This window comes from Xanthomonas sp. NCPPB 2922, assembly GCF_041520885.1.
Classification (GTDB): Bacteria; Pseudomonadota; Gammaproteobacteria; order Xanthomonadales; family Xanthomonadaceae; genus Xanthomonas; species Xanthomonas campestris.
In genome coordinates this window covers 172361-195457 of record NZ_JBGOFY010000004.1, presented here as the reverse complement: position 1 = coordinate 195457, position 23097 = coordinate 172361, and the positions used below count along the sequence as shown (strand labels likewise).

The 23097-nt window shown below is 62.9% G+C and carries 23 protein-coding genes, 1 other RNA gene and 1 pseudogene; 13 read left to right on the top strand and 12 right to left on the bottom strand.

The window, feature by feature from the left end; all coding sequences use genetic code 11:
- Positions 1–26: 26 nt before the first annotated feature.
- Positions 27–2003, bottom strand: a complete 1977-nt coding sequence (locus ACD584_RS07570) for an ATP-binding protein (protein ID WP_372357279.1) — start codon at positions 2001–2003, stop codon at positions 27–29.
- 82 nt (positions 2004–2085) lie between these two features.
- Entirely contained in the window at positions 2086–3582 is a 1497-nt protein-coding gene (locus tag ACD584_RS07565; RefSeq protein ID WP_181921305.1) for an ATPase domain-containing protein, read from the bottom strand.
- 175 nt (positions 3583–3757) lie between these two features.
- Between ACD584_RS07565 and ACD584_RS07560 the strand changes: the two genes are divergently transcribed.
- Positions 3758–4150, top strand: coding sequence for a response regulator (locus tag ACD584_RS07560; RefSeq protein ID WP_267130812.1), 393 nt, complete (start codon positions 3758–3760; stop codon positions 4148–4150).
- Positions 4151–4172: 22 nt separating this feature from the next.
- Here ACD584_RS07560 and ACD584_RS07555 read toward each other — a convergent pair whose 3' ends face one another.
- Positions 4173–7040, bottom strand: a complete 2868-nt coding sequence (locus tag ACD584_RS07555; protein WP_076035937.1) for a PAS domain-containing sensor histidine kinase — start codon at positions 7038–7040, stop codon at positions 4173–4175.
- A complete protein-coding gene (locus tag ACD584_RS07550; protein ID WP_258870919.1) occupies positions 7037–7165 on the bottom strand; it encodes a hypothetical protein in 129 nt (42 codons plus the stop codon). The genes ACD584_RS07555 and ACD584_RS07550 overlap by 4 nt, the downstream gene beginning before the upstream one ends.
- A 127-nt stretch (positions 7166–7292) precedes the next feature.
- Here ACD584_RS07550 and ACD584_RS07545 point away from each other — a divergent pair, with 127 nt between their 5' ends.
- Positions 7293–7634, top strand: coding sequence for a hypothetical protein (locus ACD584_RS07545; RefSeq protein WP_139328348.1), 342 nt, complete (start codon positions 7293–7295; stop codon positions 7632–7634).
- A gap of 251 nt (positions 7635–7885) precedes the next feature.
- Complete coding sequence (locus tag ACD584_RS07540) at positions 7886–8623, top strand: DNA/RNA non-specific endonuclease (protein WP_042598859.1); 738 nt, start codon at positions 7886–7888, stop codon at positions 8621–8623.
- 159 nt (positions 8624–8782) lie between these two features.
- Here ACD584_RS07540 and ACD584_RS07535 read toward each other — a convergent pair.
- Positions 8783–8857, bottom strand: a non-coding RNA gene (locus ACD584_RS07535) — sX9 sRNA.
- A 146-nt stretch (positions 8858–9003) separates the two neighbouring features.
- Here ACD584_RS07535 and ACD584_RS07530 point away from each other — a divergent pair.
- Together ACD584_RS07530 and ACD584_RS07525 are read left to right on the top strand one after the other, a co-directional pair.
- Positions 9004–9321 carry a hypothetical protein gene (locus ACD584_RS07530; RefSeq protein WP_173376901.1) on the top strand — a complete coding sequence of 106 codons (318 nt, stop codon included), beginning with the start codon at positions 9004–9006 and terminating at the stop codon, positions 9319–9321.
- A gap of 52 nt (positions 9322–9373) precedes the next feature.
- On the top strand, positions 9374–9592 hold the full coding sequence (locus ACD584_RS07525) for a hypothetical protein (RefSeq protein WP_012438601.1): 219 nt from the start codon (positions 9374–9376) through the stop codon (positions 9590–9592).
- Between the two features lie 35 nt (positions 9593–9627).
- Here the strand turns inward: ACD584_RS07525 and ACD584_RS07520 are convergent, their stop codons facing one another.
- Both ACD584_RS07520 and ACD584_RS07515 read right to left on the bottom strand, forming a co-directional pair.
- The gene (locus ACD584_RS07520; RefSeq protein WP_040942337.1) at positions 9628–9858 is read right to left on the bottom strand and encodes a DUF1653 domain-containing protein; all 231 of its coding nucleotides are present in this window, start codon (positions 9856–9858) and stop codon (positions 9628–9630) included.
- A 175-nt stretch (positions 9859–10033) separates the two neighbouring features.
- Positions 10034–10645: a DUF488 family protein gene (locus ACD584_RS07515; RefSeq protein WP_372357278.1), complete on the bottom strand. Its 612-nt coding sequence runs from the start codon at positions 10643–10645 to the stop codon at positions 10034–10036.
- Between the two features lie 287 nt (positions 10646–10932).
- Here ACD584_RS07515 and ACD584_RS07510 point away from each other — a divergent pair, with 287 nt between their 5' ends.
- Genes ACD584_RS07510 through ACD584_RS07495 form a run of 4 tightly spaced genes read left to right on the top strand, consistent with a single transcriptional unit; the run spans position 10933 to position 13944 of the window.
- Positions 10933–11928 carry an acyl-CoA dehydrogenase family protein gene (locus tag ACD584_RS07510; RefSeq protein ID WP_175611501.1) on the top strand — a complete coding sequence of 332 codons (996 nt, stop codon included), beginning with the start codon at positions 10933–10935 and terminating at the stop codon, positions 11926–11928.
- The gene (locus tag ACD584_RS07505) at positions 11916–12677 is read left to right on the top strand and encodes a PIG-L deacetylase family protein (RefSeq protein WP_175611502.1); all 762 of its coding nucleotides are present in this window, start codon (positions 11916–11918) and stop codon (positions 12675–12677) included. The genes ACD584_RS07510 and ACD584_RS07505 overlap by 13 nt, the downstream gene beginning before the upstream one ends.
- The gene (locus ACD584_RS07500; protein WP_076035940.1) at positions 12674–13270 is read left to right on the top strand and encodes a class I SAM-dependent methyltransferase; all 597 of its coding nucleotides are present in this window, start codon (positions 12674–12676) and stop codon (positions 13268–13270) included. Before ACD584_RS07505 ends, ACD584_RS07500 begins: the two co-directional genes overlap by 4 nt.
- Positions 13267–13944, top strand: a complete 678-nt coding sequence (locus tag ACD584_RS07495; RefSeq protein WP_175611503.1) for a glycosyltransferase family 2 protein — start codon at positions 13267–13269, stop codon at positions 13942–13944. The genes ACD584_RS07500 and ACD584_RS07495 overlap by 4 nt, the downstream gene beginning before the upstream one ends.
- A 20-nt stretch (positions 13945–13964) precedes the next feature.
- Here the strand turns inward: ACD584_RS07495 and ACD584_RS07490 are convergent, their stop codons facing one another.
- Positions 13965–14357 (bottom strand): hypothetical protein, encoded by a 393-nt coding sequence (locus ACD584_RS07490; protein ID WP_228437996.1) that lies wholly within the window; start codon positions 14355–14357, stop codon positions 13965–13967.
- Positions 14358–14682: 325 nt separating this feature from the next.
- Between ACD584_RS07490 and ACD584_RS07485 the strand changes: the two genes are divergently transcribed.
- The 3 genes from ACD584_RS07485 (at position 14683) to ACD584_RS07475 (ending at position 17165) form a co-directional block, all read left to right on the top strand.
- On the top strand, positions 14683–15483 hold the full coding sequence (locus ACD584_RS07485; protein ID WP_070694373.1) for an NYN domain-containing protein: 801 nt from the start codon (positions 14683–14685) through the stop codon (positions 15481–15483).
- A gap of 527 nt (positions 15484–16010) precedes the next feature.
- Positions 16011–16649: a hypothetical protein gene (locus tag ACD584_RS07480; protein ID WP_175611504.1), complete on the top strand. Its 639-nt coding sequence runs from the start codon at positions 16011–16013 to the stop codon at positions 16647–16649.
- Positions 16650–16823: 174 nt separating this feature from the next.
- Complete coding sequence (locus ACD584_RS07475; RefSeq protein ID WP_076035943.1) at positions 16824–17165, top strand: hypothetical protein; 342 nt, start codon at positions 16824–16826, stop codon at positions 17163–17165.
- 52 nt (positions 17166–17217) lie between these two features.
- On the opposite strand, the gene ACD584_RS07470 is transcribed toward ACD584_RS07475, so the two are convergent.
- On the bottom strand, positions 17218–18813 hold the full coding sequence (locus ACD584_RS07470; protein ID WP_076035944.1) for a MobA/MobL family protein: 1596 nt from the start codon (positions 18811–18813) through the stop codon (positions 17218–17220).
- A 266-nt stretch (positions 18814–19079) separates the two neighbouring features.
- On the opposite strand from ACD584_RS07470, the gene ACD584_RS07465 reads away from it, so the two are divergent.
- Positions 19080–19376, top strand: a complete 297-nt coding sequence (locus tag ACD584_RS07465) for a hypothetical protein (protein ID WP_076035945.1) — start codon at positions 19080–19082, stop codon at positions 19374–19376.
- On the opposite strand, the gene herA is transcribed toward ACD584_RS07465, so the two are convergent.
- The 3 genes and pseudogenes from herA to ACD584_RS07450 all read right to left on the bottom strand — a co-directional run.
- On the bottom strand, positions 19373–21139 hold the full coding sequence (herA, locus tag ACD584_RS07460; RefSeq protein ID WP_076035946.1) for an anti-phage-associated helicase HerA: 1767 nt from the start codon (positions 21137–21139) through the stop codon (positions 19373–19375). The genes ACD584_RS07465 and herA overlap by 4 nt on opposite strands.
- Positions 21136–22443: an SIR2 family anti-phage-associated protein gene (locus ACD584_RS07455; RefSeq protein ID WP_076035947.1), complete on the bottom strand. Its 1308-nt coding sequence runs from the start codon at positions 22441–22443 to the stop codon at positions 21136–21138. The genes herA and ACD584_RS07455 overlap by 4 nt, the downstream gene beginning before the upstream one ends.
- Positions 22444–22523: 80 nt before the next feature.
- A pseudogene (locus tag ACD584_RS07450) lies at positions 22524–22925 on the bottom strand (XVIPCD domain-containing protein); the annotation flags it as partial.
- Between the last annotated feature and the right edge of the window lie 172 nt (positions 22926–23097).

The window sequence follows — 23097 nt, the reverse complement described above, 5'->3', positions numbered from 1 at the left end:
GTGGCTGCAGCGACGCACGCGCAGCGTTACGCGGAAGGCCCCAGCACTTCGTGCAACTTGCCGCTGAACTCGCCCAGCGTAAATGGCTTGGCGATCATGCTCATGCCCTCGCCCAGGAATTCGCCGCGATCGCGCGCGGTTTCCGCATAGCCGGTCATGAAGATCACCGGCAGATCGCGACGCGACTGGCGTGCGATCTCTGCCAGCTGGCGGCCGTTGAGGCCAGGCAAGCCGACATCGGTGACCAGCAGATCGATGCGCTGCGGTGAGGCCAGGATCGGCAATGCCGCATCGGCATCGGCCACCACTTCGGCCTGGTAGCCGAGCTCCTGCAGTAATTCGGTGACCAGCAGCCGCACCTGTGCATCGTCTTCGACCACCAGCACCTGCTGGCCCTGCCCGGCGACCACGCTGCTGGGCAGCACGGCCGGGCGCGCATCGTGCACGTTGACGCCGGAGGGCAGATACAGGCTCACGGTGGTCCCCGCGCCCGGTTCCGATTCCACCCACACCTGGCCGTTGGACTGCTGCATGAAGCCATAGATCATCGACATGCCCAGGCCGGTGCCCTGGCCGATCGGCTTGGTGGTGTAGAACGGCTCGAACACCCGCTCCAGCACGTCCGGGGTCATGCCGGTCCCGCTGTCGGTGACCGACACCACCGCATAGCCGCCGACCGCCAGCGTGATGCCGCGGCCGAGCAGCAACGGCGCGTCGGTGACAGTCAGATGCCGGGTGGCGATGCGCAGCTGGCCGCCATCGGGCATGGCGTCGCGCGCGTTGATCGCCAGGTTGAGCAAGGCGCTTTCCAGCTGGTTCTCATCCACGTACGCCGCCGGCATGTCCGCCTGCAGGTCGGTCACCAGCTGTACCGATTCGCCCAGCGTGCGCGCCAGCAATTCCTGCAGCGACACCACCAGATCATTGACGTGCAGATGCCGGGCCTCCAGCGATTGCCGGCGCGAAAACGCCAGCAGCCGCTGGGTCAACGCTGCAGCGCGCAGCGCCGAGGCCGAGGCCACATCCAGGAACCGGCCCAGCCCTTCGCTGCGGCCCTGGTCGATGCGTAGCCGCGCCAGATCCAGTGCCGAGAGAATGCCGGTGAGCATGTTGTTGAAATCGTGCGCGATGCCGCCGGTGAGCTGGCCCACCGCTTCCATCTTCTGTGCCTGGCGCAATGCCGCTTCGCTGCTTTCGCGCGCCTGCATCTGCTGCTCCAGCTCGGCGGTGCGTTCGGCCACCTTGGCTTCGAGCAGCGTGGCCTGCTGCTGGATCGACTCCATCGCCACAGTGCGCGCGGTCACGTCGGTGGCGAACACATGAAAGCCGTCCACCTCGCCATGCGCATCGAAGCGTGGCAGGTAGCGGATCTCCGCATCGCGGCGGCGGCCGTCTGCGTGCGGCCAGCTCACCTCCACGGTGAGCGCCTTCCCGGCAAGGGCGGCATCGATCCAGCCGCGCCGCTGGCGCACCAGCGCCGGCCCCATCACCTCGTCCAGCGACCGCCCCACCACAGCGGCGGGCGACTGCCCGATCCACACTTCATAGGCCTGGTTGGCGAAGCGGTAGATCAGGTGTTTGTCGATGAAGGCGATCAGTACCGGCAGCGCATCGGTGACGCGGCGCAGCTCGGCTTCGCTCAGCGCCAGCGCCGCCTGGCTTTCGGCCAGCTGCGCCATCTGGTCGCGGATGACGAATTGCTTCTGACGCGAGCGCAGCGCCGTGGAAATAGCACTCTGCAACGACACCGCACCCAACGGGCGTTCCAGCTCGATGACGTTGATCGCCGCCGCCGGCAGCGTGGTGTGCCGGTTGTAATAGGCCCCGCGCGAGGAGCGCAGCAGCACGAACGGAATGTCCGACCATGGCGGCTGCGCCTGCAGCGCGGCGGTCAAGGCCTCCACATCACCGGCCACCGCTTCTTCGGTCAGCACCACTACGCCGGCGGAGTCGTCCAGCTGCCGCGCCATCTGCGCGAGCGAATCATGGATGCACACCGACAGGTCCTGACGATCCAGGATGACCGCAATGCTCTCCGCATCACGGCCAAATGGCGCCACGATGTGGACCGTGCCGCCGGGGGCCTCAACGCCGCGCAAGATCGTTGCCCAGCAGCGGCGCCTCGTCACCGATGAAATGCGGCGTCCCGGTCAGCACGCCGTGGAAGTCGTTGAGCGGCGCGCTCAGGCGAATGCCCGAATTACCGATGCGCAGCTCGCGGATGGCATCTTCGTGCGCACCGCTGCGGTTCTTGATCACCGACAGCGCCTTGCGGATGCGGCCCTGTGCTTCGAAGAAGCGGAACAGGATGACGGTGTCGGCCATGTAGGAGATGTTGAGGTTGCCGGTGGACATCGTGCCCACCAGACCATGCTGCGGATTGATCAGGAACGTGGTCACGCCGCTCTGGTTCAGATACGACAGCAGCTCGTGCATCTGCAGCATCAGCTGCTTTTCCTGCGGCATCGACGACAGATAGCCGTTGAGGCTGTCGATCACCAGCAGGCGGCAGTTGCGCTGCTCCACGCCGGCGCGCACCTGCCAGGCGAACTCGCCCGGCGACAGCTCGGCCGGATCCATCTGAAGCAGTTCCAGCATCCCCGACTCCAGATGCCGGCGCAGATCCAGCCCCAGTGATTCGGCGCGCGCCAGCAAGGTGCCGGTGCGCTCGTCGAATTCGAAGATGCAGCAGTGCTCGCCACGCGCACACGCCGCAGCGACGTATTGCAGGGCGACATTGGTCTTGCCACTGCCGGCCGGGCCGGTGAGCAAGGTACTGGTGCCACGCAACGGCCCGCCGTGCAGCAGATCGTCGACTTCCTGCACCCCGCTGGAGACTGCCTCGCCGATGAAGGTGACATGGTGGTCGGAGGCGATCAGGCGCGGGTAGATCCGCAGGCCGCCACGCAGGATCGACAGGTCGTGATAGCCGGCAATGAAATCCACGCCGCGCAATTTCTGCACCTGCATGCGCCGACGTGCGGCGCCGAAATCCAGCGTCAACCGCTCCAGCGATACCACGCCATGACACAGGCTATGCAGATGCGAATCGCGTCCCTCGCTGGTGCCGGTCAGATCGTCCACCAGCAGCACGGTGATGTTGCGCGGCGCAAAGAACTGCTTGAGCGCCAGCACCTGGCGACGGTAGCGCAGCGAGTCCTGCGCCAGCAGGCGCAATTCGGACAACGAGTCGAACACCACGCGCTGCGGCTTGACCCGGTCCACCTCGGCCTGGATGAGCTTGACGGTGCCATCCAGTTCCAGTTCCCACGGGTGCAGGATGGATTGCTGCCGCCCGTCGCCCAGAAACGCTTCGGCCGATGCCAGCTCGAAAATATGCAACGCATCCAGCGACCAGCCGTGCGACTGCGCAACTTCCTGCAGCTCATCCAGCGTTTCGGACAAGGTGATGTACAGGCAACTCTCGCCCTTGCACGCGCCTTCCAGCAGGAACTGCAGCGCCAGCGTGGTCTTGCCCGAGCCTGGCTGGCCTTCGAGCAGGTACAGCCGGTTGGACGGCAACCCACCACGCAGGATGGTGTCGAGTCCGCTTGTTCCCGTGGCGATACGCGTTGAGGTCATTGGATGAAGTGTCCCTAGGCCATTCAGGTTAACACGCGCGTTCACTCCTTCACCGAAGCCGGCTGAAGTGCTCAGCTTGCTGCCAGGGCTGCCGCTGGACACCGTCACACCTGCCCCAACGCAACCCTCACGGCCCCTGCCCTAGCGTTGCACGCAGATCGCTGCACCGCGACAGATGGTTTTGAGGCTCTTGGTGAATCACGCAACTGCACACGCACGCATCCCGCTGGTGGAAGACAACGACGCTATCCGCCTGATGACCACCGACATCCTGAGTGACGAAGGCTACACGGTGGTCGCCGCAGAGGATGCCGAAGTTGCATTGCAGCAGCTGCAGAACCTGCCGGTCTTTGATTTGCTGTTGTCCGATATCTGCCTGCCCGGCATGAACGGGCGCGACCTGGCCGATAACGCACGTGTGTTGTACCCGAGCTTGCCCATCGTGTTCATGACCGGGTTCGCAGGTGCGGCATCGGCGCGCAAGGACTTTCTGGCCAGCGGCATGCGTCTGCTCACCAAGCCGTTCACGCTGCGCGATCTGCTGGACACCGTCCGCACCTCGCTGTAATCCACTGCGGCGCCAGCAGCAGTCAGCCTGCACCGCTGACGGGACGAGCGAGCAGTTGGCCAACCCTGCGCTCCAGGTCGGCGGCCAGGAATGGCTTGGTCAGCACTTCCATACCTGTTTCCAGTTGCCCGGCACCCACGGCCGCGCTCGCTGCGTAGCCGGTCACGAACAACACCGGCAGCGCTGGCCGCTGCAGACGGCCGGCATCGGCCACCTGCCGTCCATTGAGCGCGCCAGTAAGGCCGACGTCGGTCACCAGCAGGTCGATCACCTCCGCCGATTGCAGGCGCTCCACCGCGGTACTGCCGTCCGCGACGTCGATGACCCGGTAACCGGCATCGGTCAGCACTTCGCAGATCAGGATGCGGATCGGCGCTTCATCTTCCACCAGCAACACGGTCTTGCTGTCGGCGTCCGTTGGTAACGTGGGCGCGTCGATGGCGGCCTGGTCGGCGGGCAACGGTTCGCCGGTAAAGCGCGGCAGGTACAGCGACATGGTGGTGCCGACCTCGGCTTCGGAATGCATGCGTACCTGCCCGCCGGACTGCCGGGTAAACCCGTAGATCATCGACAGACCGAGGCCGGTGCCCTGCCCGATCGGCTTGGTGGTGAAGAACGGCTCGAACACTTTTTCCATCACCTCTTCGCTCATGCCGGTGCCGGTGTCCTGCACGCTCAGGCACACGTATTGCCCTTCCGGCAGCTCCAGCTGCTGCGCGGCGCTGCCACGCAGCTCGGCATTGGTAATGGCGATGGTCAGGGCACCGCCATCGGGCATGGCGTCACGTGCATTGATGCACAGGTTGAGCAAGGCGTTTTCCAGCTGCGGCGCATCGACCAGCACCTGCCACGCTTGCGCATCGGCACGCAGTTGCAGCGCGATCGATGGTCCCAGCGTGCGCGCAATGATCTCGCGCATGCCGCGCACCAGCGTTTCCACTTCCAGCGCGGTGGGCGCCAGCGTTTGCCGCCGCGAAAACGCCAGCAGGCGCTGGGTCAGCGCCGCCGCACGCGCCGCGCTGGATTGCGCCATCTCCACGTAGCGCTCCAGCCGGTCGTAACGGCCTTGCGCGATGCGCGTTTGCAGCAGCTCCAGCCCCACGCTGATGGCAGTCAACAGATTATTGAAGTCATGCGCCATCCCGCCGGTGAGCTGCCCCACCGCTTCCATCTTCTGGCTCTGGCGCAATTTTTCTTCGGCCAACAACAGCTCGGCGGTGCGCTCGCGCACGCGCTCTTCCAGGGTATCGGTGAGCTGGCGCAACTGCGCCTCGGCCTGCCGCTTGTCGGTGATGTCGGTGGCGGTGCCGAACCACTCGATGATGCGCGCGTGCGCATCCAGCAGCGGCACCGCACGCATCTGCGTCCAGCCGGTCTGCTGGTCGGGAAGATTGACGCGGTACTCCACATCCAGGCTGGCCGTGTTTGCGATGGCGGTGGCAATGGCTTGTGCCAGCTGCGCGCGATCGTCCGGATGCACCAGCTCCTGCTGCCAACGTGGATTGGCCGGCAGGTCGTCACTGAGCACGCCATTGCCCACGCGGTGGCGCAAGGCGCTCCAATCGGCACTGGCCGAAAAGATCGCATGCGACGACGCACGCACTAGCGCATCCAGGCGGCGCTCGCTCTTGAGCAGCGCTTCGCCTGCCAGGCGCTCGGCGGTGCGGTCGCGCAACACCTTCACGAACCCGATGGCTGCGCCGGTTTCCTCGCGCAGCACCATCATCGAGCCGTTGGCCCAGAAGCGCTCGCCGGAGCTGCGCACATGCCAGCGCTCATCCGTGCCGCTGCCTGTTTCCAACGCGCTCGCCATTTCGATCAGCAACTGCTTGCGTGCGATGTCCTCGGGAGTGAAGGTGCGCTCCAGCGTCTGGCCCAGCATGTCGGCCTCGGCCCAGCCCAGGATGCGCCGCGCGCCCTCATTCCATGACGTCACCCGGCCCTGCAGATCGGTGGCGATGATGGCGTAATCCATCACGCTGTCCAGGATCTGCCGGTTGCGCACCTCCGCTTCGCGCACGGCGCGTTCCAGGCTGAGGCGGTCGGTGATATCCAGGCCCTGGATGAACACGCCGGAGATCGCGCCATCGCTGCCGGTGATCGGCTGATACACCAGATCCAGCAGGCGCCGCTCCACTGCACCGTCCGGTTCGGCCTGCATGGTGTAGGCAAGCGCATTGGCCGTGTACGCACGGCCGGAGCGGTACACCTCGTCCAGCGGCTGCAGGTAGCCCTGCTCGGCCGCGTCCGGCAATGCCTCGGCCAGCGGCTTGCCGATCACATCGCGGTGCCCGATCAGCTTCGAATAGCCATCATTGACGAACTCCACCCGATGCTGCGGCCCGGTGAGGAACGCCATGAACATCGGCGCCTGCTCGAACAACCGGATCAGGCGTTCGTGTTCGTCGGCCAGGTGCTGCTGCGCCAGCTTGCGATCGGTGACCTCGTTGGTGACGCAGAACGCACCGCCCACACGGCCATCGTCCAGATAGATCGGCGAAAACGAAAACGTCCACCAGGTCTGCTCCGGGCTGCCGTGCCGATTCATGCCGATAGGCATTTCCTCGAAGCGCGACGCGTGGCCGGCAAACGCGGCCTCGATCGGCCCACGCACGGCGTCCCACGCATCGGCCCACAACACGCGCAACGGCGCGCCCAACGCACGCCGTTGGCGCGGGCCCAGGATCGGGGTGTAGGCGTCGTTGTAGAAAAATGTCAGCGCCTCGCCCCACACCAAATACATGCTTTCGGGCGAGCTGAGGATGAGGTTGACCGCGTTGCGCAGCGGTGCCGGCCATTGTGTTGGCGGCCCGAGTGGCGTCAGCGCCCAATCGTGCTCGCGCACCGCTTGCGCCATGGTGCTGGCACCGTGCGGAAATGCCGCCGTCACGCGCGCTCCCGCCGCACCTGCGGGGCCATCATCGCGCACGGCAGCGACACCTCGCCGATAAAAACTTCTACGGCGTTGACGCTGGCGAGCAACACCGTGGCATCCGTGGTCACGCGTGCATACATGTGTCTGAACACCAGAAAGCAAAGGGAATGCGACATCGCAGCTGCAGGTGACCATGGCTAGCAGCCGCTGCCGCCAATGATGGGAGTGCGGCGCAGCCACGTCCAGCACGCACGCCTGGAGTGCTGGTTGCTGTTGTCGCAGGTCGCTGATGAAGGTGTCGCGTTCTTTGCTGATGGTGTGGCAGGCATCAGCCACGCAAGCGCGCTCAATCACGCCGCGCCGCTGGATGCTGCTGTGAGTGCAATACGCCGCATGCTGATGCCTGCGTGTTTGCCAATCGGCCGTGATCTGGCGATTCGGCCTTGCTGTGCATCCAGAACGCGTCTTGATGGGTTGATGCACCATTGGCGTGCAACCAAGCAATTGCTGCATTCAGTGGGCGCGCATGCACAACAATGCAGCACGTGCACGACAGTTTGTTTGCACGCAGGTGATCGCGCTCTTACACAGTTGAAGTTTTTGCGCTGAGTCACAGCTCGCGAAATCCAGCGTTGACGCTCGCGCTCGCTTGACGGATATCTAACTCACCGCGTGCCACTGCGTGGCGATAGGGGCGCGGCAACCACCATTCACTGACAGGCCTACACAGGCGGCCTTCGGCTGCCCGCGACATCAACGCAATCACGCATCTCGCTCGACAGGTGGCGGACGTTTCCGGTGCCTGGCGCCAGCGGCGTGCGCCTAACTGACAGACACACTACCCACGGAGATGTGCCGCTATGCGTTTGGGAATCTTCCTCGCCGTTTTCCTCCTCACCACCTTCAGTGCCGGTGCCCAGGCCCAAGTGGTCACGCTCAACAAGGGCGGCTTCCTGCTGCGCTACGACTGCACCAACCGCACGGCCTTGCGTTACGAATACACGCTCACCGCCGACACCGGCTCGGCCGCGCGTCCGTCCAGCTTCTTCCTGGACACCGACCTGCCCAGCGGTTGCGCCGGCCAGACCACCACCAATTCGTATGCAAGCGTGCGCTCCGGCTACGACCGGGGCCATCTGGTCACCTCCAACCACATGGACTACAACGCCACCTACATTCGCCGTGCCAACTTCATGTCCAACATCGTTCCGCAGGTGGCTGGCTTCAACCAGGGTATCTGGGTGCGTGCAGAAAATGTCGCCGAGTGCTACCGCGATATCGCCAGCGTGCAGGTCTATGGCGGCGTGATCTATAGCGACACCAGCAACGATTATTTTCTGACCAGCCACGGCATCCGCACACCGGATTTCTTCTGGAAGACCATCATCACCGCCAACCCGGGCGGCGGCACGCGCGCGATCAGCTGGCTGATTCCCAACAGCGCCACGCTTGGCTCGCTCGACAGCTACATCGTCAGCATCGACGAGCTGGAAGACCTCTACGGTGCCAGCGAGATCGGCATCTCCGCACCGGCCGCGGTGAAGGCAATGCTGCCTGCAACCACCTGGCCGCAGCCGAGCAATTGCGACCTGGGTTAACCGATCTGACGTAATGCGCAAGAAGCCCTGTATGCAGGGCTTTTTGCTTTTACGCGCGGCGCATAGTCGCGCTACTTACTAAAGCTTCTGCCTGCTTGCACTCCATGCATTGCAGGCCGGCGAGATTGTCTCTTGGCGATCGCCCGCACTGCTAAGAGCGGCTAACAAAACGTAGCGAGCAGTCGTCAGGTGGGTGCGGACGGCGCGGAGGAACCGGAATGTACGTGGGTACATGCCGATTCCGAGCACCGGCCGCGCCCGCCTGGCGGCTGCGCAGTAGTTTTGATAGCTGCTCTAAACATCGGTGGCGCGTTTGTGATCAGGTTCGTGCCCGACGCCCACGCCTGTGCATACGCGCGCCGCAACTGCAGTGCGTCCCGATGCCGAGCAACGGCGTGGCGGTGGCTGGCCTCAAGCGCGGCGGTGTGTCGGGTTACGTGTGGAACTGGATCGCCGCGCAGCGTCTACGCATCACGGCTGCGCTCTTCCAGACCATGCCAGGCAAGAATCTCGTCGATGCGCCGACCCACGAAGCGCGCATCTTCGACCGACAACGCACGTGCCTCGATGACCTCAGCCATCCCGGCATAGGCTTGCCAGAAATGGCAGCGATCCGGGCACGACTTCAGCAACGCCGGCACCGCGGCATCGAGATGATCCAGATGTGTGCGCAGCGCGGTTCGATCCATCCGACCTAGTATCGGCCACACCGTCTCACGGCATGAGACGCGCACTGGCGACACTTCTGCCATGGCACCCCCACCTCACCCGCCCACCAGTCTGTTCGAGCAGCTCTGCCGGCGCGTGGCGACCAGCGCGGACCCGTGGGAGGCGATCGAAGCGTTCGAGCGCGACCTGCTCCGCCGCTATCCCGACGATGGCGCCGAAGCGGTGGAGCTGGTGATCGCCTTCGCCTCCAGACTTGGCCTGCTGTCGCGGCAGGCGCTCGACCGCCAGCACGACGCGTAAGCATCGAAGCGGCAGAAGCGACGCAGGGCCTGCGGTCAGCTGATACGTTCGAACCGCGGCCGCATCATGCCCTCTACCTCGACCTGCGCCACAAACATCTCGAATGGCCGCACCCACATCCCTACGTCCGTCTCGAGCGGGCGGTACAGCACCAGCGGCGCCAATGTCTCGCTGTGACGAACCACGCCCAGTACCTCGTAGTGTCCCCCTTTGAAATGCCGATAACGGCCGGGCTCGATGGACGGGAGTGGAGGCAAGGAAGGCATGGGCATGCGTCATGAGTGGAAGTGCGCAAGGGTAGCGTAGCTTTGCCGACCGCGTTGCGCAGAGGCAGCGGACTGCAGCGCTCGCGCCTGCGATCAGCAGACGACATGACGCGTGCTGGCAGGCTTGCGCACACACACTGCAGCTTGCTTAGGCGATGCGCGCGACGCGTGCAGGCTACACATCGTGCTCCGCAAATAAAGCGCCCTGCTGCGGCGGATAGATCAAATCTGCGCCTGCCACCTGCGCGCCGGGCGTCAGCTGGTGCGGCTGCGGGGGCTTCTCGCTCATCACGTGCAACACTGCATGGCCGCGGTGCACCAGCAAATCGGAAATCAACCGGCGGTGGCACTGCCACCACAGCGCCTCTGCACACATCAGCGCGCTACGCGTGCTCGCCGCAAGCGTGGTCACCCGTGCAAATGCCTGCTGGAATTCCGCGCTGGTCATATGGTCGGCGTAGCCCTGAAACGCGGCATTACGCCAGGCCCCATTTGGCGATACCGGCTGCGCGCGACGGCGTCCACCGAGCTGTGGCAACCAGACGTAGGCCAAGCCGATCTCGGCCAACGCCGATGCCATTACGTCACTTGCAAACCACGGATAGCGCCTGGAGCCAGGAAAACGCCGCACATCCACCACTGCCTCGATGCGGTGCACGCGCAGCAGTGCGACAAACGCTTCCCAACTGCGTGTGGAATGGCCAATCGTCCAGACGGTGCTGGGAGCACCGGCATCCGCTTTGGCCAACGCATGTACCTCGTGGATCTGCGGCGTTTCAGTGTTCATCGCCATGGCATTCGTTGATCGCAAAAGTTCAGTGCGACCGTAAAAGATCTTCCACGCACGCGAGGTGAACTGGCTGTTGCGCCAATGCATGTGTTTGCTGGCTGCAATTTCGCAACGTCGCTGCAAATGCCGCCGCTTCGAGACTCCCGCCTTTCTGTTGCTTGCACGCCAACGAATCCTCGTGACTGTCTGCTCACAACACACGCAAGCCAACTCAACCGGCGTCATCACCGCACCGCGATGACCGCCTCACACCTCTTGCACCGAGCGCTGCTTAGCTTTTCGTGATGAACGCACGCATCAGCCCGATGACACTCATTTCGTCATCACCTTCTCCAGCATCCGCGCAGAGCGGCCTCGACCTGGCCGCAGCGAATACGTGGCTGGCCATGCATCCCACGCTGCCCTTGCCTGGGCGCGGGAGCACCCTCGCACGCTGGCGCATCCTCGCCAACATCGCGGCGGCGGACTTGTGCGTTGCCAAATTGCTGGAGGCGCACTACGACGCACAGGCCATCTGCGCGGACCTGGGCAGTGATCTCATGCAGCCGGGCCAGTGCTGGGCCGTATGGGCAGCCGAACCGCCAGGCACAGACATGCATTTCACCAACAATGCATTGCACGGCACCAAGGCCTGGTGCTCGGGCGCAGCGCATGCCACGCATGCACTGGTCACCGCGCCGCACCAGGGTGCTCCAGGCCTGTTTGCCGTCGCGCTCGATCGACCCGGCGTTCGCATTGATGCCAGCGCGTGGCAGGCGCTCGGCATGCGCGCGATCGAAACGGCCAACGTCACCTTCTCTGCCACGCCGGCACAGCTGGTCGCCGCAAACGGCGGTTATCTGGCGCGCCCGGGGTTCTGGCACGGTGGCGCCGGCATTGCCGCGTGCTGGTTCGGCGCAACCACGGCGGTGGCAGACGTGTTGCGGCAATCACCGCGCGTGCGCCGCGACCCACACGCCGCTGCGCACCTCGGCGCCATCGATACGGGCCTGGCCAGCACGCGTGCGCTGATGCGCGAGCTGGCAGCACGCATCGATGCGCAGCCACACCTGGCGCATCAGCGCGAGGTGATGCAACTGCGCAGCAGTGTCGAAGCCATCGCCCGCGACACCGTGGACCGCGTCGCCCGCGCACTCGGCCCGGGCCCGCTTTGCATGCAGGGCGCGCATGCGCAGCGGTGTGCAGATCTGCTGGTCTTCATTCGCCAACACCATGCAGAGCGCGACCTGCAATCACTGGGCGAGCGATGCCACCAGGAGGCGGCCGCATGGACGCTCTAGCAGGGCAGCCGATCGAAGGCACCGGAACGCCGGAATCGGTGTGGCGCGCTGCCGCCGTGCTCCAGCACATGCCGCAAGCGTCACTGGGCGCGCTGCTGCAAGATGCGCGGCGGTTGGTAGTGGTTGCACCACATCCGGACGATGAAGTGCTTGGCTGTGGTGGTTTGATGGCCGCCGCGCAGGCACACGGCATTCCGGTCTGTGTGATTGCGCTGACCGATGGCGAGATGGCCTACCCGCACGTGCCCGCCTGGGCACCGCACCTGTTGGCACCTGCGCGCAGGCAGGAACTCGACGCGGCACTGGCGGCCCTCGGGCTGACTAACAACGCGGTGACCCATTGCGATCTTGGCGACGGCGCTTTGCACGAGCACGAAGACACCATGACGCATGCGATTGCCAGCTATCTCCAGCCAGAAGATCTTGTATTGGTCACCTGGCATCGCGACGGGCACCCCGACCACGAAGCCGCCGCGCGTGCCACCCGCGCCGCCTGCGCACACCACGGTGCGCGCCTGCTCACCTATCCGGTGTGGGCATGGCATTGGTCGCAGCCGGGCGACGGCATTTTCGAAGACGCCCGCGCGCTGCGTTTCGAGCTCACGCCCGCCGTGCACGCCGCCAAACAGCGCGCGATCACGTGTTTTTCCACCCAGCTTGGCACCTGCATCCCGCCGGTCAACGAGCCGATTCTTCCACCGCATGTGCTGGCGCGTTTCGATCGCACGTTCGAAGTGTTCTTCGCATGAGCGTGTTGAACAGCGACGACTTCGAGCAGCTCTACGCGGACGCTGACCCGTTTGGCTACCGCTCCCGCTGGTACGAGCAACGCAAGCGCGCCGTGCTGCTGGCCGCCCTGCCCTTTCCCTTGGTCGACTGCGGCTGGGAGTTCGGCTGTTCCAATGGCGAGCTCACCGCAGAGCTGGGCACGCGCTGCACCCGCTTGCTGGCAACCGATCTTTCTCACCACGCCGTCAAGCTGGCCAGCGAGCGCGTGCAGCAGCACCCAGGCATCACGCTGCAACATGCCAACCATCCGGCCGACTGGCCAACCGAACAGTTCGACCTGATCGTCTTCAGCGAAGTCGGTTACTACCTCGACGCCAACGCATTCGAGCGCACCGTCGCCTTGTTCGCCACATCGCTTGCGCCGCAAGGTTGCCTGGTGGCCTGCCACTGGCGGCATCCGTTCGAAGGCGCGGTGCGCAGTGCGGAGCACGTGCATCAAGCGCTCGATCAGGTGCTGGCGCGCGACACCCTGTGCCGTTACGAAGACGCAGATTTCCTGCTACAGGCATGGATGGCAGGCCATTCGATCGCACAACGCGAGCAGTTGCGATGATCGCAGTCACCATCCCCGCGCATAACGAGCAGGCGCTGATCGGGCCCTGCCTGCAGTCCATCCGCGTGGCCGCGCAGCACCCTGCCCTGCAGGGCGAAGCGGTCGAGATTCACGTCGCACTGGACCGTTGCACCGATCAAACCGGCGTCATCGCCCGCGCGCATGGCGCGATCACACAGGAGGTGTGCGGCGGCGTGGGTGTTGCACGCGCGGCCGCCGCAAGCGCGGCCATTGCGCGCGGTGCGCATTGGCTGGCGTGCACCGATGCCGACACACGCGTCCCGCCCGATTGGCTTGTGGCGCAACTCGCCTGCGCGGCAGATGCCTTCTGCGGCGTCGTGGAAGTGACCGACTGGCGCGATCACCTGAGCCAGACCCGCGCCGCGTTTCTGGCCAGCGAAATCCGGCACGACGGCCATCCGCATGTGCATGGCGCAAACCTGGGCATGCGAGCCTCCGCCTATCTGGCCGCCGGCGGCTTTTCCAACGCGAGTAGCAGCGAAGATGTCGCGCTGGTCGCCGCTCTGGAACAGGCCGGCATGCGCATCGCGCGCCTGGCCAACCCGGTGGTGAACACCAGCGCGCGCCGCAGTGCACGTGCCAGTGGCGGCTTCGCCGATTATCTGCTGCGCCTGGAGGCAGCCCTGCTGCCAGCCAGCCCAAGCCTGGGCTGACCCTCTCTACTAAGCAGCGATCAAAACGACTGCGCAGCCGCCAAGCGGGCGCGGCCGGTGCTCGGAATCGGCATGTACCCCCGCACACTTCGGTTCCTCCGCGCCGTCCGCATCAGGTGACGATTGAAATCGGGTGCACCGTCGTTCCACCAGACCGCCCCACGCTCACCGAGTCCTGTTTTTGCAGCATCCACCTCACCGCGCGCTGCTTTGCGTTGCATCGCGTCGCGCGTACGTAGCGCCGCTTTGACCGCACGTCGCGCGTCCATCAAGGCATGCACCAGCGCATCGCGTGCTTCTGCCGGTAGATCAGGATTGGTCGCGCGCCACAAGCGCCCGCAGACTACGAGATACCGGCCATCTGGGGTGCGGAGAGGCCCGTCAGCTGCTTGCTTGGGAGTCGCGCTACGCATGTGTGGCAGAAATGTCGAGAGACGCGGTAGTGAACCGTGCCTTCCGCGAATGCGATGTCGAGAAGCAGGAGGAGAGCCTTCGGAGTTAACTATTCGAGGCTTAGCGGCGGTCGAGGTCGAACGCACAAGACGATTGGCGGAGAGAGTGGGATCGGATCACCTTCGATCCAACCCCTTCAAACCGTTGCAGAAAGCCTGCTGGGCAGGTTTCCTTTCAATGTTTCCTCGATCATAGCCTCCGTATCGGCCCGATTGCTAGCGCCCGCTTGCCATGGACAAGTTGCTGACGCCATTGTCTGTCTGCATAAAATCGGACCTCACAGACATGAGCAACTCAAACAGCCCGCATGAAGCACGTGTCGCGGTATTGGTCGACTGCGACAACGTGCCGACCGACATCGTCGAGCACGCGTTGCTCATGGTGGCGCAGTTCGGCCGGGTCGTGCTTCGTCGCGGGTATGGCAACCACAACACCCTCGCCAACAAGTGGCAGGAAGTCCTGGTCCGCCAGGCGTTCACCCCCTGCCTTCAATACCAATACGCCTCCGGCAAGAACACGGCAGACATCGCCTTGGCGCTCGACGCTTTGGAGGCACTGTTCGACAGCCGGGCCGACACCTTCTGCCTGGTCACCAGCGACTCGGACTTTTCCTACCTCTGCCGCAAGCTCCGCGAGCGCGGCGCCACGGTTTTCATTGTGGGCGAGCCCAAGACCCCGGATGCCTTGCGCAACGCCTGCGACCAGTTCTTCGAATGGGACCGGACGGCCAAGGAGGTGGCCGCACCCGAAGTCCAGGGCAATGAACTGCCTGTCCTGAAATCGGAAGCGACGAAAGAAGAAGCCCCTCGCGTAGAAACCAAGCCACTGCCGAAACGGCGTCCCCGGTTCTTGGTCGAAGCCGTGACCCTACTGACCGGCGACACTTCCGAGGGCAAGGTAGGACTGTCAGCACTCGGCCAATACCTCAAACGCACTGACCCATCTTTTTCGCCCAACCTCTACGGGCACTCCGGGCTGCTCAACATGGTGAAAACCTATGACCTGCTGACAACGCAGCGAGAGGAGACCGGCGGTTGGTCGGTCAGCATCTCGCACAAGCCAGAGATTCTCGACCAGACGGGATGATCCGCACTGGATTGATGACCGCCGTGGGGCGACAAACTTATTCGCGGCATGTGAGCTACTCCACCAGGGTGAAAGCAAACTTGAGCTTGAGGAAGATGCCTATCCATCCCGAGCTGTTCGCCCTGGGCTTCCTGGCTTGGCCCCGGCGCGCGCGCCGAGGGCCAGGAGCGTTTGTTCCCAGCAGCCAAAGCCGACGCCAAAAATGGTCAAGGCCACTGGATTCCCAAAGCGTTTAGCCGGCACCTTCCCGAAGGTCTATGGCCTCAGCCTCAAGTCCATTCTTTCCCTTCTTTCGCAAGCCTATGGAAACAGGAAAGCATCGGGCGCACATCCACCACGCTGAAAGAAACGAGTGCAGCGTGTGGCGAGACTCCCAAGGATTACGGGCCTAATAACGGCCGCATAGCGGCATACATCGGATCTCTAGTCGCAGCCGGTGAGATCACCTCGACGACAATGAGGATTGTCCAGGCAGATGAACAACAATGACCGACTCTACGTTCAGCCCTATCCCAAGCACCTTTCAGATGCTTCAGAAGATCAAGCGTCCGAAGAGGGTAAGCAAGCTTGAGCGCATTGAAAACTACATATTTTTGGGGCTACTGGCTCTTACACTTTTCGGTCTTGGCGTGGTAGCAGCTGACAACTTTGATTGGATTAGCAGGCCGACTGCTAAGGACATCCTGTTGGTGGTGCTACTGGTTATGGCGATTGGATTCCTGGCCCTAGGCCTCCTTCAAATTGCCCAAGTCATTTTGGCCTGGAAAGAGGGTTATGAACCGATGGCGGACCGAATCGACATGGTCATCTCCGCAGAGAGCGAAATTTTGGACGAACTCGGCACATGCAATCCGCAGACTCTCCGTGAGCGTTCAAAGCACATTGACCTTGAAAACAAACTGTTGACTCGCCGGGCAGGACTGTCCACCTTTTTTGGCGCGATTGGCGTCGTGTTGGTCAATCTTTTCGACGCCGGGGAAAAGATCAACATGTGGTCCAACCCAGCCAACGCCAAAGTATTTGTTTACGCCGGAAGCCTCGGCATCCTCATCGGCTCGATCGTGGTTTTTATATTGGCCGGAAAGCTTGAACGCATTGCAGGACTGCTCGCACTAGCGGCGGATCGTATTGAACAGAAGCCTGGGCGAGGGAAAGGGATTGGCTAACGCAACACGTCACGGCCGCCACGCGCCGCCCTGCCAATCTCCCATTCCCAAATTGGCATACAAAACATTGAATCTCGGCGCGCATTCAAATTTGTGAAACAGCGCCCGAAGCGAGCTCTTGCGGAAGTGGCGATTCTTGGTTGGATGAGGACTTCCCCACACGCAGGAGTTTTCATGACCCCCCATCCCCAACAACTCGAAATCGCTGGCCAACTGCTTGCCGGGCTGATGAGCCAAACGCTCTCTGACGAGCCGCTGGTGCGCCAACGCAATGTCTGTAATGTCTGGGCCTCTGCTGGTGAGTTGATCGTCTACAGCCAGAAGAAGCCCCCAGGTGGGGGCAACGCCGCCCAATCCTTGGAGCACGCTCCTCCCCAGCCCTCCCAGCCGGTTCGCACCCGCGAAGCTGTCATTGTTCGAGAGCTCCCATCGATAGACGAGTGGCGCGCGGGCCGGAAGAACAAGGACGCACATCTGGACCCAGTGCGCAGCAAGAAGCGCCCGACCCTGCACTAAGCCGGACGAGAGCACGCAAACATTGAGCCCCGCAGTGCGGGGCTCTTTGGTTTCAGTGGAAGCGCGGCGGTTTGGGAACGTAGACGGGCGCCGGAGGGGCGGAGACGGCAGGGCTTGGCCGGGGCCCGTCCGGTTGATTCGCCATGTCGAGCTGGAGGGGATAGCGCTGAAGCATGTCCCGGCTCCAGGCCTCCAGATGCGCCGCGCTGGCCGAGGCTTCTTTCTCGCAGAGCGCTTGTTCCTCGGGGCTCACCCTGGTCCTTGCATCTGCAAGCTCTGCGGTCCGGCTTTCCAGGGTGCTGAGTCGGCGACCGCGTCGCTGCTTCCATTCCCCCTGCATCCACGCCACTCCGGGCTCGGGATTGTTCGCCAGGAAGTCGTGCCACGCGTTCTCGGCCATGTGGTGCAGCTTCTCGGCTCGGCGCACCGCCAGTAGCCGCCGGGCGAACTTCATGGCCGTTGCCTTGAAGCGCCGCAACCGCCGCAGCAACTCGTTGAGGTCCGGGCGCAGCCGGGCCTCCTCGGCGAAGGCAGTCACACGCTCCCTGATCCATTGCAGCAGGTCCAGGGTTGCTTGGAGGTTTTGAGCCAGGCGGGGATCCGCTTGAACAGCCACGCCCCACTCGTCGCTGGCCTCCTCCGCAAGCTCGGCGACCGAACGTGGCGCGCGCGACGGCTTGGCCTCCTCGGCCTCCATCAGCCCCAGCCCACGGGCAATGGTCGCCATGCTGCGGGACACCTCGATGTGCCCTGCCCCGCGTCTGAGCGGCAAGGACAGCACGTCAGAAGGTCGGCGGACCTCGCGCTCGGCCTGGGCCTGGCTGTGACCGTCGGGCACCGGCATGGCACGCTCTTCCTGCTCGAATACGGCGATGAGTTTTCGGAAGGTCTCCTCGTTGGTCTCTTCGATTCGACGGTTTGCGTCTGAACGCTCCGACGGCTGGCCGCGCCGGGCTAGGGCGGTGCCGTTCTTGCCGACGTGCTTGGTGGGCTTCCGGGAGAGCACGGCAGCCGCGGCCAGGTCGCCACGCGCCAGAGCGTCGTCCGCCTGGGCGGCCAGGCTTCGGTGGTCCACCCGAATCTCCAGTGCCGCCTTCTCAAGGTGGGCGTTGATGGTGGAGGCGATGAGTTCGCGCACCCACTGCACCTCGACACGTCCCGACGGCCCGCCGTCCAACTCCTTGGTTTTGTCCATGAGGCCGGCCGGCCCCATGCGCCGCGTCGTCGCCAACACGTGGACATGCCAGTTCAAGCCATCCTTGCTGCCGGGGCTGTGGATGCTGGCCTGGGCCGCAAACCCGTAGCGATCGACCAAGGCGCGGGTAACCTCCACGGCCAAGTCGGAACGCTGGAGGTCATCGAGTTCGTGTGGCAACGCGAACTCGAACTCCCGGGCGACCGTCGAATCTTTGCGACGCTCAGCCGCCTCTGCCGCCGACCAGAGCTCAGCGGGAGCCAGAGCCCAATCGGGCGCGTCCTCGGGAGCAATGCAGCGCGTTTCGACCACGCCGTCCCGGCGGCGGTAGTCGTGGCGCAGGCCGGTGAGCGCGTCCTCCAGCAGCAGGCCGGCGCGGTAGGCCGCCGCTGCGATGGAGGAATGCCCTTTGGCACGGCTGAAGGTTTTGACATTGGCGTGGTAGATGGCCATGAGGCGGCGACTCCGAAGCAGTGGGGTTGCTTGGTTTATGCCTCGGCTTTGGATTTTCGCAAGCGCCCTGGGTGCTTGGGGTTCAAGGGGCGAAGACCCTTGCGCACGTGTCACGCAGTGACACCTAGGTGCGCTCTTGCTTGTTCTTAAAAGCTCTCGTTTTTAAGATCTTTTCGATTTTCGCAGCGGGCAAAATTCGAGACCGCCCGAAACTTGACGCAAGCCGTTTTCCTGCTTGACTCATTTCTACAACGTAGGAGAAACCCATGGCCACCACAAATCACTATCACGATCAAATTCAACGCGCGACGGAACGTCTGGCCCATCTTCAAGCGAAGCGGCTTTTAGTTAACCAAAGGCAAGAATCGAAGAAGAAGGAAGCTGAAATGCGCGAACAAGCCAAGCGACGCGTTCGGATCGCAGAGCTCGTGTTCCTTGTAGGGGCTGAATCGCTGGATGACTCCGAAATAACAGCCGCTCTACGCAGCCACATGAGCAGGCGTGCGATGACATCTAAAACCACGACGGGAAATGCTGATCACCCCATAAACCCGCACATCTAAAGGATATCGTCATCGTCTATATCTTCATCATCACTAACCCATTGATTGAAGCGACCGTCTTCTGAGCGCGGTAGAGGATTCGCCGTTGGAGCCTTAATCAGGGTCGCCATCTGCAAGCTGCCACCGAAGGCCAAGGCATTTTGTCGGGCAAGACCAGCAATTCGTCGAACTTCCCGCTTGTCCGCCCATTCACTCGCAGACTGGATGGCTGAAAGGTCCTTCTCCGAAGACAGCCGGAAAGACACCCACGTATTGCACTGGGAAAGAACGGTCGGAGATATTTCCGACGGTCGTTGGGTGCTAAGCCAGAGCGCCAGTCCGAACTTCCGCCCTTCCTTGGCAAGACGCTCATAGGCCAGGGCATTGTTTACGGCCTCATCGCCTGTCCCCATCTGCCGCAGATAGTGGTGCGCCTCCTCCAATACCAACAGCGTTTCCCGCTTGTTCTCCTGTCCGCGCCTGAAGAGCTCAAACGCGTAGAGCTCCAAGACGGCTCCTAGGACAAATGGAGTCAGGTCGTGCGATACGCGCCGGAGGTCAACAATATGCACCCGCCAGTTGACCTCATCTCCGCCAAACAGCCGTTCCACGACCGCTTTTGATTCGTTGCGCCAGCTGAGTGGGCCTCCGCAGCCCACCCCGCCGGCCACACTCACCACGTCCTTGAACATCTCGTCATCCACGAATCTGGCGATACGAGTGATCAGAGGGGAAATGTTTCCGTAGTTCCAAGCACTGCGTTCGAAGCCGCCGTTCCGCGCCGGAGCAATGGCGTGGCTGTCAGCAATCAGGGGGCTGAGCGCTTGCATGGGAGGCCATGAGGCAGCTAAGGGCGGCGTTCCGGCACGCAGGTCACCGATGATCGCCTGCGCCTGGACTACGCGGTCACTCCGACAGTCATCGAAAAGCGATGCTTGTATATCGGCCGCCAGACCCGCACCCCCAGTAGGAAACCACCTGACCTTGTTCAAATGATCCAAGGCAAAAGTTAGTGCGGGCCGCTGGGTCTTGTCGCTGGGCAACAGCAGGCGTTGCAGGCCCAAGCGACCTAACGCGTAATAAGGGATGCGGTAGCTATTCGGATCTGACCCGCCGATGCGGGTGACTTTGATGGCTCCCGCAGGATAGTTGGCAGCAGGGAAAGCGTCTTCGTATTCGCCATTGATATCGAAGATGACCACCCGCGCCTTGGGCATCTCGGCGACCTGCTGGAGCACCGCAGCCGTAAAGCAGCTCTTGCCTTGCCCTGAACTGCCAAGCACCGCGACATGCCTGGAAACCAAACTCTCCAGGTCCACCATCAGACGGCCACCACCCCGGAGGTCATCCCCAAGGTGAATGTCTGCCGGTGAGGCTACAGAGCTACGCAGGATCGAAGACAGCTCTTCGTCAGTGAGCGGATAGGCCTCAGCGCCTAGCGCAGGCGAGGAAAGCGAGTCAGACACGAAAGCCAGCTTTCCCGTGTCACGCCGCAGCCGACCCACCACCAAACCGGTGAGATGACGCAATGGCTCGGAAGCAACCGATGTTCCCGAGAGCCCAAACCGGTGAACCTCTTTGGGCTCAGCAAAGGACAAGGACTGAACTTTCATCACCAATAGCCGGCCACCGGATTCAATTCCGAGAAGACTTCCCACTTCAGTGACAACCGAGACTCCATGCGCGTGAGCGGCCAGTTGGCCGCGGTGGACATCCATGAGGTTCAGCGTGATATCCACGCCGTCGATTTGGACAACGTAGCCGATGGCCTGCCGGCTCCTCATAGCTCGTCGTCCTCCTCTACGTCGGGCTTCTCGGGCATCAAACGCCTGCGCAAGTCCGCCAGCTCCTGATCGTAGATCGTGGGGTCAGGCAGATCGGCTGCCAAAGCGCTGGTGTAGGCTCTTTCACCACCACCAACGATGGTCAAACGTGGCGTTTGAAGCGCAAGCAATCGGCGCACGGTTTGCGGGAGATCACCCGCTGTGGGATCGCCCTTGAACTCAGGGAGATACACGACCACCTGAAGCGTCGGATTGAGCAAGGCGGAGCGTATGAGTCGGTTGATGTGTTCATCGCCAAAACCATAGCCACTTATGATGAGCGCCGTTTGCGGTCGGGCCATGAACTCCGCGAACCGGCGGAGCAGCTCGCCCATGACATAACCCACGGTCTGGAGGTATTTCGCGGCACGCGGCAGGACCAAATAGCTCAACGTTTCTTGGAAGCCAGTAAGAAACTCGTCTATATCTCGCCATGCTTCAGAGGCCGATACCTCATACAAACTGTGGTCAACTTCCTTCCAGGTTAATGACCCATGGAGCTTGGCCAAGTAGATGTTGTAAACGCCGAAACGAGCCTCTCCCTTGGCTTGGGCATTGCGGAATCCGAGATCAAAGCTTTGAGGTGAAAACCGGCGGCTATGCACGCCAAGGAAGCCGTTGATGACCTGAAGGTCTACCGACTCCGCCGCCCACTCGATGGCCAAGTCATAGTTGGTCGTGAAGACCCATGGGGCCGGCTGGCCAGGCTGGCGTGCAGCGGTGAGCTTCTGAAGAATCGAGCGATGGGCTCCCAGTTCGTCGGCCAAGTCAGCACCTAAGGGAGACTTCCACCAATCCTCCTTGAGCTTCGCAGCATTCACGACGGATCTGAAGAGGGCCGTTCTGACACCCTGGGCTTCGGTAAGTTGAGGACTACCTTGACGCTCCCATTCAAGGATTGCGATTTCAAGCTTGTCCAGAAGGACTTCGAAGTTTGGTAAGACTGCGACAGGGACCGAGACCTGGATGAAGGGGTTCGGCGCGGACGGCACAACTCCAGGAGGAGGCCGGGGAGCCGTAGGCAGTGGCAATCTTTTCTCGTTCTCCGTGATGAACTTTTGCGCCAGAAGCCAATCTGCCTTGACTGGGTTCCCTGCCAAGAAGCTGCTCCATAGAGTCCTCATCGTCTGCCCACCAGCAGAGCAGGATGCTCCGGCCCCAAGCAGCAAACCGACGTTTTCTAGCCTCAACAAAGAGGCGAGATAAGCCTGAAGCTCTATCTCGTCAGTGATCTGCTTCCCGCCGCGATACGCAACTATGCTCATGCCGCCCCCTGTTCGTTGAGTCTTCGTCCACCGACAAATTCAATCGAAATTCTTGCTCATCGTTCCATCCAGCTTTCCCGCTAAATGGTCATGCGCGGTCCTTGCTCCTGCTGAGCTGTTTGTTGCTGGGTCTGCTCCATCTGCTGCTGTCGCGTCTGGTCCTGCTTAATGACCTCCGCCTGCTGCAGGTTCTGCTGGGCCGGTTGCTGGGAGGCCTCGCGCCCATCCACGTGGGCATGGAAGAACGGTCCTTTGTCCCCGAAGGGCGCATAGACCGCGAAGACGTTTTGAGCGCCATTGTCCCCCAAGCCTCCCGTCACCCGGTCCACCCGTTGCAACAGCGAGTCTTCGGCTTGCTGCTTGTAGAGCGACGCCGACACGTTCCGGCTCTCTTCCTCGCTCCAGTTGCCCGTGCCCCGCACCCAAGAATGGATCTGCTGGTAGGTGGCGTGGTCCGGGTGCGCGGGGTTGTCGGCCAGCATCCGTTGCGGCTGGACATCGTTGCCCGACATCAACTCAGGGCGATTGCTGTTGCCTGCGCCTAGCTGACGCACCTCCACTTGACGCACTTGTCCCTGGGAGGTATCCGCAAACCCGAACGTCTTGCCCACCCCACCCAGGTCAATGCCAGCGTCTTCGGCTTGCTGGGCACTT